Raw genomic sequence first — 17,580 nt, forward strand, 5'->3', positions numbered from 1 at the left:
ACGGGTGAACCATGCGAACGACCGGGTGAACGGTCGGCTATTCCTCAGCTGCCGCGCCGCGCCTCAGCTACCGACATCACACACCAGGCCCGGATGCGCCAACCGCACGCGACCCGGGAAAAGCTGTGTGGCTTCGGCCAACCGGGCCTTGAGCCACACCTCGTCGCTGGTGGGCAGATGGGTGAGCAGCAGTTCGTGCGCACCCGCCGCGGCGGCCGCGCGGGCGGCGTCGGCGGCGCACAGGTGACCGTGCGCGCCGCGGTCGGTGCGTTCCAGGCTGGCCTCGGCCAGGAACAGATCCACATCGGCGGCGAGGCGTTCCAGCGCGACCGAGACGCCGGTGTCGCCGGTGCAGGCCATGGAGCCGGAGGGTCCGCAGATGCGCATGCCGCAATTGGGTTTGGCGTGCGGCAGTGCGATGAACTCACACGTGTGCTCGCCGATGGCGACGGTCTCGTCGGGCCGGTATTCGCGAACGTCGAAGGCGGCCTCGAAGACTCGGTCCAGGACCGGCAGGGTTTCGGTGGTGAGCGCCGAGGCGAGGGTGTCCAGGATCGGGCGCGCGCCCGCCGGGACGTAGAGCGGGATCTGCGGCAGCCGGTCCGGGGTGTCGGCGAACCAGTTCTCGAAACCCGGATACTTCGCCAGCGCGAACGGAGCCAGCAGGGCCTTGCCCAGCGGCAGTAGATCGTAGCAGTGGTCGATGTGCAGGTGGCTGATGATCACCGCGTCCAGGACCGCCGGGGAGCGATCGGCGGTGAGCGCGGTGGCGATGCCGGGACCGCAATCCAGCAGGATCCGGCTGGCGCCGGTGTCCACCAGATAGCCGGAACTGGGCTGACCGTCCGCGGGCATGCCCGCTCGGCAGCCGAGCACAGTGAGTTGCATACGATTCTCCGTTCGAAGGGTGCGCAAAACGACATTGCGCGGAGACAGAGGCGGCCGGGACCCACCGGCCGGAGGAGCTACTTGAGCCCCGAGCGCACGAAGGCGTTGACGATATGGCGCTGCAGCAGCAGATACAGCAGCAGCACCGGCAGGCAGGCGAGGCTGGCGACGGCCATCATCGGTCCCCATTGCTCCCCCTCGGTGCCCATGAAACTGCGCAGGCCCAGCTGCAGCACGCTATTGGATTGCCGCAGCACCACCGCGGGCCAGAAGTACTCGTTCCAGGCATTGATGAACAGCAGAATGGTCAGCGCGGCCAGGGCCGGACGCAGATTCGGGACCACCACCGTCCACAGGATCGACCACGAGGACCGGCCGTCGATCTTGGCCGCCGCAATGAGCTCCTTCGGGAACGCCGCCATGTGCTGGCGCAGCAGCAGCACCCCCAGCGCCGAGCACAGGGTCGGAACCACCACGCCGATCAGCGAATTGAGCAGACCCAGATCGCTGAGCAGGATGTAGTTGGGCAGCATGGTCACCTGGAACGGCACCAGCCAGGTGCCGACGAACGCCAGATACAGCAGCCGCTGCAAGGGGAAGGTGTACATGGCGAGGCGTAGGAGGCCAGCAGCGCGACCAGCAGCTGCCCGGTCGCCGCCAGGGCCGCCACGAAGAAGGTGTTCGCCAGCAGGCCGACGATATCCACCTTGTCCGCCGCATCGCCGTAGTTGGCCAGCGACAGCGGCCACGGCAGCGGTGACAGCGAGGTGACGTCCTCGGGGCGGCGCAGCGCGGTGGCGAACAACCAGTAGATGGGGAAGACGCACACCAGCGCCGTGAGGGTGAGCAGCAGGTGGCTGCCGAGCGTGCGGAGCCGGTCAATCGTCATGGAAGGCCACCTTTTCCGAGATCCACACCAGCACAACCGCAATGACGCCGAACCCGAGGAACAGCAGCACCCCCGCCGCGGCGCTGAGCCCGGCGTCGAAGCTGTGGAAGGCGTAATCCCAGAGCAGGTAATAGATATTGGTCGTGGCCTGCGCGGGCCCGCCTTGGGTCATGGTGTCGATGAGCGGGAAAGTGAGTGTGGGACTGAGCAAAACCGTGTTCAGCACCAGGAACATCAGCGTGGGCGAGAGCAGCGGCAACGTGATCCACCGCCGGATCTGCCCGGCATCGGCCCCGTCCACCCGGGCCGCCTCGTCGTAATCGCTACTGATACCGGCCAACCCGGCCCACACCACCAGCATGGCGAACCCGACCAGATGCCAGCCCGCGATCACAACGATCACCCGCGGCGCGGTGGCCGCGTCATACACCCAGTTGCGATCCGACCCGAGCACCTGCCCCACCGCACCCGCCCCCGGATGCAACAGCCACCGCCACACCGCCGCCGCAGCCACCGGCGCGACCAGGAACGGCGCGAACGCCAGCGCCTGATACACCGTCCGGGCCCGTCCACCCACCCTCCGGCACGCCAGGGCGATGACCAGCGGCAGCAACACGGTGAACGGCAGCAGTCCCGCGATCAGCGCCACGGTGCGCCAGATCGAGTCACCGAACGACGGAAGCTCCAGCAGCCGTTCGTAATTCCCGATGCCAACCGCCCGTGCGGGCGAAGTGGGCATCAGATTCCACGAATAGGTCGACAACTCGAACGCCTGCACCAACGGCCGATACGTCCAGACGATCAGCAACACCACCGCGGGCGCGAGATACAGGTAGGGCACCGCCCGCCGCAGCATGTTGCTGCGGCGCGCGACACGCACCCGGGGCTTTCGAGCCGAAGCCCCTGAGCGCACTTGGGGTTTCAGGGGCGGAGCCCCTGAGAGCCCCCGAGAGTTGGGGTATTCGAGGACGAACATCAGGGCAGCAGCTTGGCGCCCGCGTCCCGGGCGGCGCTGAGGGTGGACTGTGGCTCCTTGCCCTGGAACACGATCGATTCGACCGCCTCCATCATGCCGTCGCGAATCTGCAGATAGCTGTTGCCGGGCATGGAGATCCACGGTTCCATGCGCTCGAGCTGTGCGATATTCGGTGCGAGCAGGCCGTTCTGCTTGTACCACGCCTGCAACCCATTGGGGTCGTCGAGCAGCCCGGTGCGCAGCGGCAGGTAGCCGATGCCCTGAGAGATCTTGGTGTAGGCGGCCTCACTGGTGAGGAAGCCGATCAGCTCCCAGGCTGCGCGCTGCTTGACCGGATCGCTGGACAGGATGTGCAGTCCGGCACCGGAATTGGTGGGGATCGTGGTCTTGCCGTCGAAGCTGGGCATGGCGGCCGAGCGCAGATCCCACTTGTCCTTGGCGCCCGTGACGAAGGTGCCTTGTAAGGCGCTCGATTCCAGGATCATGCCCACCTCACCGCGCGCGAAGGCCTCGTACCCCTGCTTCTGGTCGAGCTTGGGCATGGCCCCGGTGTCGACCAGTTGCTGCCCCATGCGCGCCACCTCGACCACCGGCTGATCGGCGAAGGTGAGCTTGCTGCGATCCTCGGAGATCACCCGGCCGCCATTGGAGCGAACCATGGACTGGAAGCACCAGTCCTTGGCGGTCTTGGTGAGGCAGTCGATGTACACCCCGCCCTTACCGGTCTTCTCGGCAATGGCCCTCCCGGCCTCGGCCACCTGCGCCCAGGTGCTCGGCGACGCAGCCGGATCCAGTCCGGCCTGCTCGAAAAGCGTTGCGTTGTAGTAGAGCACGGGCGTCGACAGCACGAACGGCACGCCGTAGGTGTGACCGTCCCAATCGCTGAGCGTGTGGGCCTTGGGGGCGTACGGGTACTTCACGCCGTCGAAGGTGCGCTGCAGATCCTGCTTGCCGAAGAGAGTGTCGAGCGGTTTGGCGCCCAGCTGGTGGATGGTGAAATCCAGGTCGCTGAACCCGATCTGGGCCACATCGGGCGGATTGCCCGCCACGATCTGGCTCTGAATGCTGGAGATGGTGTCGGTGGTCGGGTTGGGGCTGTTGCCCTGCGGCTTCTGCGCGGTCACCGTGATATTCGGGTGCTCGGCACGGAACTGCTCGATCAAGGCATTGAAGGTATCGGTCCAGGCCCCGGCCAGGCCGTAGTTGTAGGACTCGAACACGATCGACACTTGCTGGTGCGGTTCCAGTTCCGGAATCGGGGACACCGTCGGGGAATCCGTCTCGCTGGAGGCGCCGATACCGCAGGCGGTCAGCGCGACCAGTGCGGCGGTCACCAGGCCCAGCAGGGGCACGGTGCGTTTCACTTCTCTCTCCTCATCGGGTGGTGCAGTGGGTTTCCGGCCGCTAGGCGGCATCGGTCTCGGGGGTTTCGCCGGGCACGGGCGCCACGACCGCGGCGGGTGGCCGCCAGGTGAGGCGCTGACCGGACTCCGGATCGAACAGGTGGATATCGGAGGGGTCGACCGCGAAGCCGATGGCCTCGCCGACCCGGGCGCCCGCCGGGCGCGGTGCGCGGGCGACAGCATTCCGGCCGCCGTAGCGCCGACCCGGACGTGGACGAGCTCCTCGCTGCCGAGGTTCTCGACCATGGTCACTTCTCCGCGAATCGCGCTGGGGCCCGCGGTGATACGGAGCTTCTCCGGGCGGATGCCCGCGATGACGGGCGTGGCGGCGTCCTCGTCGGTCTCGATGCCCAGGGGCGCGTCGATCCCATCGGCCGTGACCCGCAGACCGTCCGCGTGCCGCGCGACCACGGCCGGGAACAGGTTCATCGGCGGGGATCCGAGGAACCCGGCCACAAAGGTGGAGCGGGGCCGGTCGTAGAGCTCCTCGGGCGTGCCGACCTGTTCCACCCGGCCGCCCTCGAGCAGCGCGATGCGGGTGGCCATGGTCATGGCCTCGACCTGATCGTGGGTGACGTAGACGAATGTCGCGCCCAGGCGGCGGTGCAGTGCGATCAGCTCGGCGCGAGTCGCGCTGCGCAGCTTGGCATCCAGATTCGACAGCGGCTCGTCCATGAGGAAGGCGCCCGGATCGCGCACCATGGCGCGGGCCAGGGCCACACGCTGGCGCTGGCCGCCCGACAGCGCCGCCGGGCGGCGGTCGAGCAGCTCCGACAGTTCCAGCGTCGCCGCCACCTCCGCGACCCGGGCGGCGATGGCGGCGCGGCGCTGCCGTCGCGCCCGCAGCGGAAATCCGATGTTCTTCGCCACCGTCAAATGCGGATACAGCGCATAACTCTGGAACACCATCGCCAGATCCCGCCGCTGCGGCGGCGCGTCGGTGATATCCGTGCCGTCCAGCAGAATTCGGCCCGCACTCGGATCCTCCAGTCCGGCGATCATCCGCAGCAGCGTCGATTTACCGCAGCCGCTCGGGCCGAGCAGAACCAGGAATTCACCGTCGGCGATATCCAAACTCACCGCGTTCACCGCATCGGTGCCGCCGAATCGTTTGGAGATCGCATCGAGGTACAGCCGCGCCACTACCGCTCCTTCGGGTCGACCGATTTCGGCACACAAGTCACGCGGTCAGTCTCGGCCGGATCCCCGCGATTACGACCCGGCGATAGTGAACGTCAATCGGTCCAATCGAGTCACCACAGCAGTCGTGCGCGACCGTGACCGCTCGGTGAGGGTGGTGGCGACGACGATCGGGTTTCGGTATTCGACAGGGGCCGACCATGAGCGAGTTCTCCGTGCGGGTAGCCGGGCGCCGTGACGAGGCAGAGGATGTCTTCTCCCTGGTACTGGCGGCGTGCGACGGCGACGCGCTGCCGGAGTGGGCGCCGGGCGCGCACATCGATGTACGCGCCGGAGCGGCCGGAGTGCGGCAGTATTCGCTGTGCGGCGATCCCGGCGACCGGGAGTTGTGGCAGATCGCGGTCTTGCACGAACCCGGCGGCCGCGGCGGATCGGCACATCTGTTCCGCACCGCGCGGCCAGGCGCCGAATTTCGAGTTTCCGCGCCCCGCAACAATTTCGAGCTCGTCCCGCACCCGTCCTACGTGTTCGTGGCGGGCGGCATCGGCATCACCCCGCTGCTGCCGATGCTGGCGGCCGCCACGGCGGCGCACGCCCGCTGGCGCCTGTTCTACGGCGCGCGCACCCGCGCCCATATGGCCTTCGCCGACCATCTCGCCGCGCGCTATCCCGAGGTGACCCTGATCCCGCAGGATCGCGACGGACTGCTGCCGCTGTCCCGCATCCTCGACGGCGCCGGTGACGCCGAAATCTATTGCTGCGGAACGGAACCCCTGCTGGCAGCCATCGAACACCAGGGCGACGAACGCGGATTGACCATTCACACCGAACGTTTCGCGCCGCGCCCGGTCACCGCGCGCCCCACCCCCGACCACGAATTCGAGGTCCGCCTGGCAAGCACGGGCGCCACCCACCGCATCGGTCCCAAGCAATCCATCGCCGACGTCCTCGAGGCAGCGGGCATCGACGTCATCACCTCCTGCCGCGAAGGCACCTGCGGCAGTTGCGAAACCACGGTCTTGGACGGCGATATCGACCACCGCGACGCCATCCTCACCCCCGCCGAACGCGCCCGCGGCAACACCATGATGCTCTGCGTCTCCCGCGCCAATTCCCCCACGCTCGTCCTGGACCTCTGACCCAGCCCCGCTTCGATGTATCTCGAGAAGAAAGATCAAGAATGAGGAAAACCGCTGCGGCGACCCTACTGCTGGCCGCCGCACTAGGTATCACCGCTGTGCCCGCAACGGCCCACGCGGACGACGCCGCCATCAACTACGCCGCCACCGCCACCGAGACCTCCACGATCATCCGGAGCGATGCCGGTTCGATGGTCGTCGAGGATGGTGTCTTCAAGATCAAGGCTGCCAATGGCGCCACGGTCGCGGGCACCGAGCTGAAGTTCCGCGTGGACGATTTCGAGTTCCCGATCGCCGCGGAGATCACCGATCGGACCGCCACCCTGACTCCGGAGTTCACTCAGGAGAAGGCCGTCTACAAGCTGGTCGCGCTGCCCTACGAGAACGTCGCGCCGTGGAAGTCCGAGTACGACCGTGAGGTCGCCGCCTGGTCCCGCCTGACCAGCACCATCTCCATGGGCGCCACCATCGGCACCCTGGCCGGTGGCATCGGCGGCGCGGCCCTGGGCTGCGTCATCGGCGCCGGTGTCGCCTTCGCCGCCACCACCCCGCTGCTGCTCATGTTCGGCGCGGGCCCACTCGGCGGCTGCCTCGTCGGCGCCAGCCTCGTCGGCTTCCTGGGCACCCTCGCCGGTCAGATCTTCGTAACCGCCCCGGTCGCCATCCTGGCCGCGATCCAGTACTTCACCACGATCAACCAGCCCTTCACCGCCCCGGCGAAATAGGCTGGTAGCCCGGCGAGCTCGCCGGGGGACATCGACCCCGCCCGGTCACCCGGGCGGGGTCTTTTCACCCGATGCGGACCGGCAGTGTGCGTGGGCCCCGCTGGCCGCGGATCAAGGGGTTGGCGATGCGCAGTGGCTCGCCCTCGCGGGTCAGGTGGGGGACGCGTTCTGCCAGGACCTGCAGGGCGATTCGGGATTCCAGGCGGGCCAGGGTGTTGCCTACGCAGTAGTGGATGCCGGTGCCGAAGCCGACGTGGTCCTTGGTGTTGCGGTCGAGGCGGAATTCGTGGGGGGGCTTCCCAGTGGCGGGGGTCGCGGTTGGCGGAGCCGAGGAGGGCCAGGACGCGGGAGCCAGCGGGGAGGGGGACGCCGTGGAGGGTGGTTTCGGTGGTGACGGTGCGGAGCAGGGCCTGGGCGGGGTTGTCGTAGCGCAGGGTTTCCTCGATGGCGGCGCCCGCTTGTTTGGGGTCCTCGGCGAGGCGGTACCACAGGTCGTTGTCCAGGAGGGCGAGCACGGTATTGGTCATCAGGTCGGTGGTGGGGGTGTTGCCGTCGACCAGTAGCAGGATGCAGAAGATGACCAGGTCGGTGGTGGTCGGGGCGTCGGAGTCGCCCGCTGTCAGGAGGATGCTGATCGGATCCTCGCCGGGGTGCTGGCGACGGCGGCGGACCAGGCCGGTGGTGTAGGCGCCGACGGCGAGGCCGCCGGTGACCACGCGCGCCGATCCGTTCTCGCGCAGGCCGCCGATCAGGCGATCGGACCAGCGCCGGAAATCGGCGCGGCGCCGGGGCGGAATATTCATGAGTTCGGTGAACACCATGGTCGGCAGGGGCCGGGCGAGGGCGGCGACGAGATCCACCGGCGTTCCGTCGGCGGCCGCGGCGATCATCCGATCCACCAGGTCCTCGGCATTCACGCGAATACGGTTCTCCCACTCCTCGATTCGCCGCGGGGTGAACACGCGGCCCACCTTCTTGCGCAGGGCGGCGTGCTCCGGCGGATCGACGGTCACCACCGTGCGCGGCATGCGCCGCCGGATCAGCGCGGACAGCAGGCGCGACGCGCCCGAGCCCAGATCGTTCGCGGCGACCTCCGTGCGGTCGCGGCGGGAGGAGAACAGGTGCGGATCACGTAGCACCGCATTGACGTCGTCGTAGCGGCTCACGATCCACATGCCCGGTGTCGTTGCCGGATGCACCGGCGCGGTCTCCCGCAACCAGGCGTAATAGGGATACGGATCGAGGATGAATGCGGGATCGTCGAGGTCGAACCGAGGTGCGATGACAGTGTCCACGAGATTGCTCCCCCCACGGAATGCGCTCCAGCTACTCCCAGGGTGAGCACATGCCGGTCGGCCCACAAGACCGCGGCGGCCATGAGTCCGAAAACCGCTTTACTTCATGATCGCCGCAGGCAGGGGCTTTCGCGCTCCGCGCGCACCGCGCTACGGCTGGTAGCGCAGCAACCAGACGCGGGGACCGCCGCCGGGCAAGTCGACCGCATTGGTCACCTCGAAGCCCAATCGCCCGTAGAACGGGAGGTTTTCGGGCTTGGAGGTCTCGAGGTGCACCGGCAGCCGCTCGGCCCGGCAGCGCGACAGCCCCGATTCCACGAGATGGCTGCCGTAGCCGCGGCCGCGGAATTCCCGGGCCGTCGCGACGGACAGCAGATGCCAATGCGGTTCCTGCACACCGGAGGCCCAGATCGCGCGGGTCGCCATGGCGGCGCGGCCGTAGTGCCTGCCGTAGGCGCGCCACAGGGTGGCGCGGTCGGACAGCGACATCGCGGGCGACCGCCGGTGCGGCGCGACCCACAGCGCGGCGCCGACGATACCGGCCGACTGGTCCACGGCCAGTTCGATGCCATTGCTGGAGGTGTGGGCGTAGCGGGCCTGTAGCTCGAACACCATGTGCTGCTTCGCCAAACGCGCGGAGGCCTGCGGATGCAGCCACCGGGTCATCGGGTCGTCCACGAACGCGCGAGCCAGCAGTCCGGATACGGTGCGCAGTTCGGCCATGGTCCCGGTGCGCACCGGTCGCGCGGCCGTGCGTCCTTCTTCTCTCACTTCGACGATGCTACGGCGGCGGTTTCGGTGAGGATGCTCAGGGCGAAGGCCGCCACACCGGTGACGGCGGCCGTGGCCACGGCGGTGTCGGCATCGCGGCTCATGCGCGGGCCCGCTCCCGGGCCAGGGCGCGGTCACGCTGCTCCTCGAAACGCGGAATGCGCACCTGCTCGAGATCGGCGAGAAAGGCGGCCAAACTCTCCCGTGCGCGCTCGCCGCGCGCGGTGAAATCGGTGCGGCCGAAGATGTTCCACTGCCGGATGACCGGCATCAGCACCTCCTCCAGATGCTGGCGCAGATCGTAGACGCCGTGTTTGGCCATGAGCACGCCATTGCGCCGGAAATTGGGCATGCCGGTGCCGGGCATGCGGAAGTTCTCCACAATGGCGTCGATGGCCTCCATGGCCTGGTCCGGTACCAGGTCCAGGGCCGCGCCGCACATGTTCCGGTAGAAAATCATGTGCAAGTTCTCGTCGGCGGCGATGCGCTGTAGCATGCGATCGGCAATGGGATCGTTGCAGACCTTGCCGGTATTGCGATGGCTCACGCGCGTGGCCAGCTCCTGAAAGCTCACATAGGCGACCGAGTGCAGGAATCCGGCGTCCTGGGTCTCGGCCGGGGCGCCGAAGCCGCCGGTCATATGCGCCATGCGGGCGTTCTCGAGCGCGACCGGGTCGACGCCGCGGGTGACGACGAGGTAGTCTCGCAGCACGATGCTGTGCCGGTTCTCCTCGGCCGTCCAGCGGCCCACCCAGGTGCCCCACGCGCCGTCCCGGGAGAAGTTCTCGGCGATCTCGCGATGATAGGAGGGCAGGTTGTCCTCGGTGAGCAGATTGGTGATCAACGCCGCCTTGGCGACCTCGCTCAACCGGGATTGCTCAGGGTCCCAGTCGATTCCGCCGAGAGCGGCGAAGTTGCGCCCATCATCCCAGGGGACATAGTCGTGGGGGTGCCAGTCCTTGGCGATGGACAGGTGGCGGTCCACGCAGTCGGCGGCCACCGGCTCCAATTCGGTCAGGATCTCTCGCTGAGTCAGCTCCCGCGGCAAACCGTGCTCCTCGCCCGATATCTCGGTGCTGCGCCGTACAGCAGCAACCTGGTCGCAATCCAGATCACCAGGCGGCGCGAACAGCGGGTAGGGCCGAAAGTCCTCGCGGGACCGGGGCGGACGTAGATCACATCCGACAGCCCGGCCGTGAGATCGAACTCACGCCAAGGGGACCGACCAGCGCAGCACCGATCCGCCCTCGGGGCGGCGCACAATGCCGAAGCGGCCACCCGCCCGATCGGCCCGCACCGCTAGATTGGCCAGACCGCTACAGCGGGACAGGGTTTCGGGGATGCCGACACCGTCGTCGAGCACCTCCACGGTGACATCGTCGCGAATGAGCAGGGTCACCGAGACGGTGCTCGCCCCCGCGTGCCGGATCACATTGCTGACGGCCTCGCGCAGCACGGCCTCGACATCGTCGGCCAGTCCCGGCGAGAGCACGGTGACCGGTCCGGCCAGCCGGATCGTGGTGCGCAGCCCCGTATCCCCGGTCATGGCGGTCACCGCGGTGTAGAGCCGCTGCCGCAGCTGCGGCGTGGCCCGGTCCCCGCCGGTGTGCAGGTCGAAAATGGAGTGCCGCAGATCCTGCACGATGGCTTGGATATCGGAGATGGTGTCGCCCAGCCGATCTCGCACCTCCGGCAGGGAGCTCCGCTGCACCGTCCCGCGCAGCGACAGCCCGACCGCGAAGAGCCGCTGAATGACGTGGTCGTGCAGATCCCGCGCGATGCGGTCGCGTTCGGAGAGCACGTCCAGCTCGCGCATGCGCCGCTGTGCGTGCGCCAATTGCAGTGCGAGCGCGGCCTGTCCGGCGAAGGCGGCCATCATCGACTGCCCGTCGGCATCCAGCGGCGGCACCTTGGCGGGCCGCACCGTGGTGAGCACGCCGAGCACGGTCGCACCGGCGCGCAATGGCAGGATCAGCGCGGGGCCGTCGACCGGAACCGTATCCAAAGGCACATAGGTCGTTTCGTCGAGCGAGTGCACCCGGCCGTCCAGGAAGGCGGCCCCGGAATGCGAGGAATGCACCGGAAGCCGCTGCGCCGCAAGATTTTCCGAGCCGGTCCCCGCGGCGGCGACCACCACGATCTCCTCGACCTCGGCGTGCGGGACCTCCGGATCCTCCGGCAGCGCGACGAAGGCGTACACCGCCTGGGTCAGGCTGGCCGCGCATTCGGCCACCAGCTCCAGCACCTCCCCCGGCTCCCGCCCCGCCAGCAACTGGGTGGCGACCTCGAGGGTGGCCTCGAGCCACTGCTGGCGCATGCGGGACTGCTCGTAGAGCCGGGCATTGGCGATGGCAATGCCCGCCGACGCCGCCAGCGCCTGCACCAGCACCTCGTCCTGCGCGGTGAACTCCCCGCCGCCCGCCTTCTCGGTCAGGTAGAGATTGCCGAACACCTCGTCCCCCACCTGCACCGGCACCCCGAGAAAGCTGCGCATCGGCGGATGGTGCTCCGGAAACCCGACCGATGCCGGATGCGATGAAAGACATTCCAGCCGTCGCGGTTTCGGATCCTGTAGCAACAGCCCGAGCACACCGTGCCCGGTGGGCAGCGCACCGATGCGCGCCCGGGCCTCGTCGTCGATGCCCTCGTACACGAACCGCGCCAGCCGTTCCCCGCCCGCCTCGGCATCGCGCACGCCCAGCGCCCCGAACCGCGCGTCCACCAGGGTGATGGCGGTGTGCACGATGGCGCGCAGCGTCTCGTCCAGCTTGGGTTCGCGATCCTCGCGCCCGATCATGCGGGATCGGCGGCCGCGCCGAGCTTGGTCGCCAGCACCGCCGCCTGGGTGCGCCGTTCGACGCCGAGCTTGGACAGCAGCCGCGAGACGTAGTTCTTGACGGTCTTCTCCGCCAGATGCATGCGCCCGGCGATATGCCGGTTGGTCAGCCCCTCGCCGAGCAGGCCGAGCAGGATGCGTTCCTGATCGGTGAGCTCGGCCAGCGGCCCGGTCCGGCTGTCGGCCTCGGCGCGCAGCTTGGCCATGAGCGCGGTGGCGGCGCGCGTATCGAGCAGGGAGACGCCCGCCCCGACCGACCGGATGGATTCGACCAGCTCCAGGGTCCCGATGTCCTTGATCACGTATCCGGCGGCCCCGGCCAGAATGGCGTCGAGCATGGCCTGATCGTCGGTGTAGGAGGTCAGGATGAGGCAGCGCAGCTCCGGCTGCCGCGAGCGCAGCTCCCGGCACAGTTCGATGCCGTTGCCGTCGGGCAGCCGCACATCCAGCACCACCACGTCCGGGCGGGTGGCCGGAATCCGGGCCATGGCCTGCGCCACGCTGCCCGCCTCGCCGATCACGGCCAGATCCGGCTCCGACTCCAGCAGATCGGCGACGCCGCGCCGCACGATGTGGTGGTCATCGACCAGAAAGATGGTGATCATCGACTGCTCCTCTCGGCTCGGCGGCTCCCCCAGCCTACGAAACGGTCCCGGCCCACCCCTCAGCCCCGGCGCTCGCGCACGTACGCGCTGGGCGACTGCCCGGTCCAGGACTTGAAGGCCACCGACAGCGCCGAACTGCTGGAGTACCCCAGCCGCTCGGCCACGTGCCGCACGCTGGCGCCCTCCAGCAACAGCTCGGCCGCGAGCGCTCCGAGAGTGTCGTCGCTGAGCTGTTTGAACGTCGTGCCCTCCGCCGCGAGCCGACGGCGCAGGGTGAGCACGCTCATCGACAGGGCGGCGGCGATCTCCCGCTGCGCGGCGACACCGTGGCACAGCAGCGCTTCCCGCACCCGCGCGCCGCATTCGCGGTCCGTCGGGATCGATCGGACTGGATTTGAAACCGTCTGCACACCAGGGTCTTTCGCGCTCGTTTCCGGCGGTCCACTGCCAGCATCCTGACACGGACCGCGAACAAGCGGCAAATTGACAGTTATCTGAGCGATCGAGAACGGGAATTCGAATTCGCCGCTAGGGCACAAAGTCCTCGATTCGCATTCCTCGACCCGGCGATGCCGCACCCGGCGACCGGGAACCGAAATCGGCCAACATGATTCGAATGCGGGCCAATAGGCCCGCAACCACGGTAAATGTGCTCGAATATTAGTGCTCCTATTGTCACCCCCGACACGCTCCCGGAGCAGGTCCCCGAAGAGCTCGCACTCTTCGGGGACTTCTCGGAAGGCGCCGCCGCGCAGGCCCATTCACTCCGCCCGGTTTGTCCCCGATTGCGGGTTGTGGCACAGTCGAGCGCTGAGTAGGGCGGGTGCCGGGGGCACCGGATGGGAGGTGGCTCATGTCGTGGGAGCCGTCGCAATTCACAGGTCAGGGCCAGATTCCGCAGGAGTTCCTGAACTACGACGGAACACCGCTCACCTTCGACCACCTGTGCTCGTTCGCCGCGAATCCACCCGACGCGCAATTCCGTGTCGCGGTATTGATCCGCAGCTGCGAGATCGTGGCCTCGTTCGAGGAACGCCACCTGGTGCACGGCGATATCGCGCCGCAGCATCTGCTGTGGCGGCGCAGCCGTCCAGATGCGTATCTCGTCCCGAGCGAGGCATTGCTGAGCGGCGCCCAGACCCTCGCGCCGCGCGCTCCCGGCGGCGGGGAATGGTGCGATCCGCGCTGGCTCGCCGGGCAGATCAATGCCCCCGACCGCTACAGCGACCGGTTCGCGCTCGCGGTGCTGCTGTACCGCGGGCTGTTCCTGGATCTCGGCGCACCGTCCATCCCGCACGGGAATTGGCGCGCCGCCCTGACCGCGGAGGTGCATCCCGACCTGCGGGCGCTGTTCGAACGGGCCTTCGCCGATCCCTTCGCCACCGACGCCCGGCCCACTGCCGCGGAATGGCTGACCGCGCTGCGGACCGCGCATCCCCCCATGCCCGTCCCGATGGCGCAGCCCGGTTGGGCGCCGAACACCGGCTGGCGGCCCGGTCCCCCACCCGCACGGGGCAATTCGGGTGCGCTGATCGGCGGTATCGTCGCCGCCGTGGTCGCGCTCATCGCCGTGGTCGCGGTCGTCGTCGCGGTCGCGGCGCGCGATACCGGCGAGCAGGTCGAGGCCGCCACGACGACCACGACCTACTCCCTCTACACGCCCGGCCCCACCTCCGACAGCACGCCCACCACAGCGCCTTTCGACTGGAACACCCTCGATTCCGCCGCCACCGACAAGACTCCGTTCACGGTGGAGGCGCTGCTGCCGCGCAGCTTCCGCGATGCCAAGAACGTGGACTACACCCTGCGCGCCAGCGGCGTGCACGAATGCTCGTCCTCGGACATGTCGTGGAACGTGCAGCAGGTCCTGAGCGAATATGGTTGCACACAAGCGGTTTCCTGTTCGTACATCGATCACACCGATCAGATCCTGCTCACCGTCAAGGTTTTCGCGTTCTCGACCGGCGCCGATGCCGCGCGGCTCTACGAGGGCATGAAGGGGAAGACCCAGGATTGGGGAATCCGCTGCCCGCTGCAGGGCGTGGGTTCCGAACCCTGCGATACCAATCCGGACTTCGCCGTACAGGCCAGCTGGGGCGCGCAGCACTACCGCTACGTCTTCGAGGCCACCGCCCTCTACATCAACCTCACGCAGGACCGCAGCATCATGGAATGGCTCGACGCCGCGGCCAGCGAAGGGGTGAAACAGGCCGGGCCGGAGAATTATTGGCCGCGCTGAGCACTAGTGGCCGCATTGCGCACCGCTGGTCCACTCGCCGATCCGGCGGCACACCCACGGCCCGTCGTCCACCGGCAGATCGTGCCCGGCGGAGGGATGCAGCCGCAGCGGGGCCCCGTAGCGCCCGGCGATGCGCTGTGACATCTGGAACGGCGCGAGCCGGTCGTGGGTCGCGGCCAGTACCAGCAGCGGCACCGGAATCCGCTGCGGCAGCCGGAATCTCGCGGCGGCCAGGATCTGGGCCAGCGCATTGGCCGAGGTGACGGGAGCGTCGGCGGCATAGCCCGCCCAGGTAGCGGCCAGTGCCGCCCGGTCCACGTCGGGATGGTTGACGGTGATGCGGCTGACGGCCGATTCGTGCGCCCGCGGCGTGCGGAAGGACAGCCCGGCGAAGACCGACACCGGCTCCCAGCGCATGCGCCGGATGCTCGACACTTCGCGCGCACTGGTGTTCACCACCACGCAGCGCCGGAAATCCCCGGGATAGCGCGCGCACCAATCCATGGCGAGCATGCCGCCCAGGGAGATTCCCAGCACCGACCACGCGGTATCGCCGGGGTCGAAGCGGTCGCGCAGATCATCGGTGATCCCGGCGATGGCGCTCGGTGAGCGCCGCCGGTATTCGGTCCCGAAGCCGGGCGGATCGATCATGGCCACGGGCGCGCCGAGCGCATCGGACAGCAGTTGCGGGAAGGCGCCCCAATGCCTTTGATCGCGTGTCAGTCCGCGCAGCAGCAGCCATCCGGTCATCGCGTCTCCCCACCGATGCACCGCCGTCCGGCGGTATCCCTACCTCCGCGCAGCCTAGCCGGGTGACCGGACGCCGCCCCGACTTCCGGCCGAACTCCTGACCAAATTGCCCGATCCGTGATTAGCTGGCAGGAAGCCGTTACTCCGTCAGGCACCATCGACCGCCCGCAGGAGGATCGTCATGCCCACCCGCGACTCCGCTTGGCCGCAGGGAACTCCCTGCTGGGTCGACTGTTCGGTCGACGATCCGGCCGCGGCACGCATCTTCTACCACCGATTGCTCGGCTGGGACGCGGTGGACGGTCCGCCCGAGGCGGGCGGGTATCTCATCGCCATGCTGAACGGCAGGCCCGCCGCGGGTACCGGCCCGAAAATGGCCGCGGCGCCCATGCCCTCGGTGTGGACCACCTATTTCGCCGCCGACGATGCCGACGCCGTGGCCGAGGCGATCACCGCGGCGGGCGGCATGGTGCTCATGCCGCCGCTCGATGTCATGGATGTCGGCCGCATGGTCATCGCCGCCGATCCGGCGGGCGCCATGTTCGGCATCTGGCAGGCCCGCGCGCACAAGGGCGCGGAGATCTACAACGAGAACGGGGCCTGGTGCTGGAACGACCTGCACACCCCGCAGTACCAGGTGGCGAAGGACTTCTACGGCGCGGTCTTCGGCTGGTCGTTCACCGAGGTCGGCCGGTCGCCCGAACTGCCCTACGCCACCTTCGCCAATCCGGGCGGCGGCCCCATCGGCGGCATCTCCGACACCACCAATCATCCGGGTGAGACCCCGCCGTCCTGGCTGACCTGGTTCCAGGTCGCCAGCACCGACGATGTCATGGCCGAGGCCGTCAATCTGGGTTCGACGGAGCTCATGGGCCCCGAGGACGGCCCGTTCGGGCGCATGGGCATTCTGCAGGCCCCGCAGGACGAGATATTCGGCGTGATCACCTTGACCGCGCGCGGCTGAGGCTCGCGCGCGAACTCACCGGAAGTGCCGCGTCTCGGCGCGCAGCGGCAGCCGATGCAACTCCATCTCGGCTGCCGCACCGCCGAAGGCGCCCGTCAGGCGCAGCGTGTCCGGGGTCGGCTGACTGTAGCTCAGCATCGAATCACCCACGCGTAGTCGCGATTCGGGTTCCTCCACGACGAGCTCGAGATCGAGCAGTTCGCCGGTGTCGCGGAGTACCACCACGCGCTGGGAGGCGGGCCGGTCGTCGATGGCCAGCCGCACCCAGCGCGGGCTCCCGCCCCGGAATTCGTCCACCGCCCAGACGCCGTCGAGCGCCGAGAGCCGGTCGGTGTAGTCGCGGTAGCGGTCGATTCCATTGGCCCCCAACGCAACCACGATGACCAAGGCCGCCACCGCGTGCGCGACGACACCGGCGGTCCGCAGGCGTGGATCCGCCACGAGACGATTCTCGTTGCGCGCCGGGGAATCCCGATTGCGGATCAGCACATCGATCAACCGCGGCCACCACGGCATGGACACCACCAGCGCCATACCCAGCATCAGCAATGGAGGGAGCACCACCGGTACGTCGTAGGCGAGATTGAGAATGCTCACCTGAATCAACGCGACCATGCTCACCAGCGCGCCGAGCAGCACCGTCCACTGGAAGATGAGCAGCACCCCGCCCGTCACCTCCACCAGCCCGCTGATGACGATGTAGGGCGTGGAGGTCGCCATGAACTTCCACAGCATCCCCGACGGCGAGGACTCCCCCAGCGCCACCAGCATCTCCCCCGGCAAGGTGAAGGTGATGAACTGCGTCGGAACCACTTTCACCATGCCGAACGCGATCATCAGCAACGACAGCACGACCCGGATCGCGGTATACGCCCAGCCACGGATGCTCACCCACCGCCAACGAAGCGCACCCGATATTGGTTTCACGAGGCCATGAGCCCGGCTCACGAGATGCTCGGA

The 17,580-nt window shown here is 68.4% G+C and carries 15 protein-coding genes and 2 pseudogenes; 4 read left to right on the forward strand and 13 right to left on the reverse strand.

Going from position 1 to position 17,580, the window contains the following annotated elements:
- Window positions 1-63: 63 nt before the first annotated feature.
- The 5 genes and pseudogenes from NC4_RS24570 to NC4_RS39345 form a co-directional block, all read right to left on the reverse strand.
- Window positions 64-888: an MBL fold metallo-hydrolase gene (locus NC4_RS24570; RefSeq protein WP_067542508.1), complete on the reverse strand. Its 825-nt coding sequence runs from the start codon at window positions 886-888 to the stop codon at window positions 64-66.
- Window positions 889-965: 77 nt separating this feature from the next.
- Window positions 966-1,777 (reverse strand): annotated as a pseudogene (locus tag NC4_RS24575) (carbohydrate ABC transporter permease).
- Window positions 1,767-2,633 (reverse strand): carbohydrate ABC transporter permease, encoded by an 867-nt coding sequence (locus NC4_RS24580; RefSeq protein ID WP_067542714.1) that lies wholly within the window; start codon window positions 2,631-2,633, stop codon window positions 1,767-1,769. The pseudogene NC4_RS24575 and the gene NC4_RS24580 overlap by 11 nt, the downstream one beginning before the upstream one ends.
- Before the next feature lie 119 nt (window positions 2,634-2,752).
- Window positions 2,753-4,117 carry an ABC transporter substrate-binding protein gene (locus tag NC4_RS24585; protein ID WP_067542711.1) on the reverse strand — a complete coding sequence of 455 codons (1,365 nt, stop codon included), beginning with the start codon at window positions 4,115-4,117 and terminating at the stop codon, window positions 2,753-2,755.
- 240 nt (window positions 4,118-4,357) lie between these two features.
- Window positions 4,358-5,299 (reverse strand): annotated as a pseudogene (locus NC4_RS39345) (ABC transporter ATP-binding protein); the annotation flags it as partial.
- A gap of 197 nt (window positions 5,300-5,496) precedes the next feature.
- On the opposite strand from NC4_RS39345, the gene NC4_RS24590 reads away from it, so the two are divergent.
- Both NC4_RS24590 and NC4_RS24595 read left to right on the forward strand, forming a co-directional pair.
- On the forward strand, window positions 5,497-6,435 hold the full coding sequence (locus NC4_RS24590) for a PDR/VanB family oxidoreductase (protein WP_067542511.1): 939 nt from the start codon (window positions 5,497-5,499) through the stop codon (window positions 6,433-6,435).
- Between the two features lie 41 nt (window positions 6,436-6,476).
- On the forward strand, window positions 6,477-7,160 hold the full coding sequence (locus NC4_RS24595; protein WP_067542513.1) for a DUF8020 domain-containing protein: 684 nt from the start codon (window positions 6,477-6,479) through the stop codon (window positions 7,158-7,160).
- Here NC4_RS24595 and NC4_RS24600 read toward each other — a convergent pair.
- The 6 genes from NC4_RS24600 to NC4_RS41150 form a co-directional block, all read right to left on the reverse strand.
- Entirely contained in the window at window positions 7,070-8,455 is a 1,386-nt protein-coding gene (locus NC4_RS24600) for a cytochrome P450 (protein ID WP_067542516.1), read from the reverse strand. The two genes, NC4_RS24595 and NC4_RS24600, sit on opposite strands and share 91 nt — an antisense overlap.
- Before the next feature lie 150 nt (window positions 8,456-8,605).
- On the reverse strand, window positions 8,606-9,226 hold the full coding sequence (locus tag NC4_RS24605) for a GNAT family N-acetyltransferase (protein ID WP_157555185.1): 621 nt from the start codon (window positions 9,224-9,226) through the stop codon (window positions 8,606-8,608).
- Window positions 9,227-9,326: 100 nt separating this feature from the next.
- Complete coding sequence (locus NC4_RS24610; protein ID WP_067542519.1) at window positions 9,327-10,274, reverse strand: acyl-ACP desaturase; 948 nt, start codon at window positions 10,272-10,274, stop codon at window positions 9,327-9,329.
- A 159-nt stretch (window positions 10,275-10,433) separates the two neighbouring features.
- Window positions 10,434-12,023 (reverse strand): GAF domain-containing sensor histidine kinase, encoded by a 1,590-nt coding sequence (locus tag NC4_RS24615; protein WP_067542521.1) that lies wholly within the window; start codon window positions 12,021-12,023, stop codon window positions 10,434-10,436.
- A complete protein-coding gene (locus tag NC4_RS24620; protein WP_067542523.1) occupies window positions 12,020-12,667 on the reverse strand; it encodes a response regulator transcription factor in 648 nt (215 codons plus the stop codon). Before NC4_RS24620 ends, NC4_RS24615 begins: the two co-directional genes overlap by 4 nt.
- A gap of 59 nt (window positions 12,668-12,726) precedes the next feature.
- Complete coding sequence (locus NC4_RS41150; protein ID WP_067542525.1) at window positions 12,727-13,017, reverse strand: helix-turn-helix domain-containing protein; 291 nt, start codon at window positions 13,015-13,017, stop codon at window positions 12,727-12,729.
- Between the two features lie 503 nt (window positions 13,018-13,520).
- Between NC4_RS41150 and NC4_RS24630 the strand changes: the two genes are divergently transcribed.
- A complete protein-coding gene (locus tag NC4_RS24630) occupies window positions 13,521-14,906 on the forward strand; it encodes a hypothetical protein (protein WP_067542528.1) in 1,386 nt (461 codons plus the stop codon).
- Between the two features lie 3 nt (window positions 14,907-14,909).
- Here NC4_RS24630 and NC4_RS24635 read toward each other — a convergent pair whose 3' ends face one another.
- Window positions 14,910-15,656, reverse strand: coding sequence for an alpha/beta fold hydrolase (locus NC4_RS24635; RefSeq protein ID WP_067542531.1), 747 nt, complete (start codon window positions 15,654-15,656; stop codon window positions 14,910-14,912).
- A 181-nt stretch (window positions 15,657-15,837) separates the two neighbouring features.
- Between NC4_RS24635 and NC4_RS24640 the strand changes: the two genes are divergently transcribed.
- Window positions 15,838-16,620, forward strand: coding sequence for a VOC family protein (locus tag NC4_RS24640; protein WP_067542534.1), 783 nt, complete (start codon window positions 15,838-15,840; stop codon window positions 16,618-16,620).
- Between the two features lie 15 nt (window positions 16,621-16,635).
- Here NC4_RS24640 and NC4_RS24645 read toward each other — a convergent pair whose 3' ends face one another.
- Window positions 16,636-17,472: a hypothetical protein gene (locus NC4_RS24645; RefSeq protein WP_169814867.1), complete on the reverse strand. Its 837-nt coding sequence runs from the start codon at window positions 17,470-17,472 to the stop codon at window positions 16,636-16,638.
- Window positions 17,473-17,580: the final 108 nt, after the last annotated feature.

This window comes from Nocardia crassostreae (assembly GCF_001613405.1).
Lineage (GTDB): Bacteria > Actinomycetota > Actinomycetes > Mycobacteriales > Mycobacteriaceae > Nocardia > Nocardia crassostreae.

Bases quoted from the DNA above. Each gene is read 5' to 3' on its own strand.
- NC4_RS24640 (WP_067542534.1), top strand. From the start codon at position 15,838: ATGCCCACCCGCGACTCCGCTTGGCCGCAGGGAACTCCCTGCTGGGTC.
- NC4_RS24635 (WP_067542531.1), bottom strand. From the start codon at position 15,656: ATGACCGGATGGCTGCTGCTGCGCGGACTGACACGCGATCAAAGGCAT.
- NC4_RS24570 (WP_067542508.1), bottom strand. From the start codon at position 888: ATGCAACTCACTGTGCTCGGCTGCCGAGCGGGCATGCCCGCGGACGGT.
- NC4_RS24595 (WP_067542513.1), top strand. From the start codon at position 6,477: ATGAGGAAAACCGCTGCGGCGACCCTACTGCTGGCCGCCGCACTAGGT.
- NC4_RS24615 (WP_067542521.1), bottom strand. From the start codon at position 12,023: ATGATCGGGCGCGAGGATCGCGAACCCAAGCTGGACGAGACGCTGCGC.
- NC4_RS24590 (WP_067542511.1), top strand. From the start codon at position 5,497: ATGAGCGAGTTCTCCGTGCGGGTAGCCGGGCGCCGTGACGAGGCAGAG.
- NC4_RS24620 (WP_067542523.1), bottom strand. From the start codon at position 12,667: ATGATCACCATCTTTCTGGTCGATGACCACCACATCGTGCGGCGCGGC.
- NC4_RS24630 (WP_067542528.1), top strand. From the start codon at position 13,521: ATGTCGTGGGAGCCGTCGCAATTCACAGGTCAGGGCCAGATTCCGCAG.
- NC4_RS24580 (WP_067542714.1), bottom strand. From the start codon at position 2,633: ATGCTGCGGCGGGCGGTGCCCTACCTGTATCTCGCGCCCGCGGTGGTG.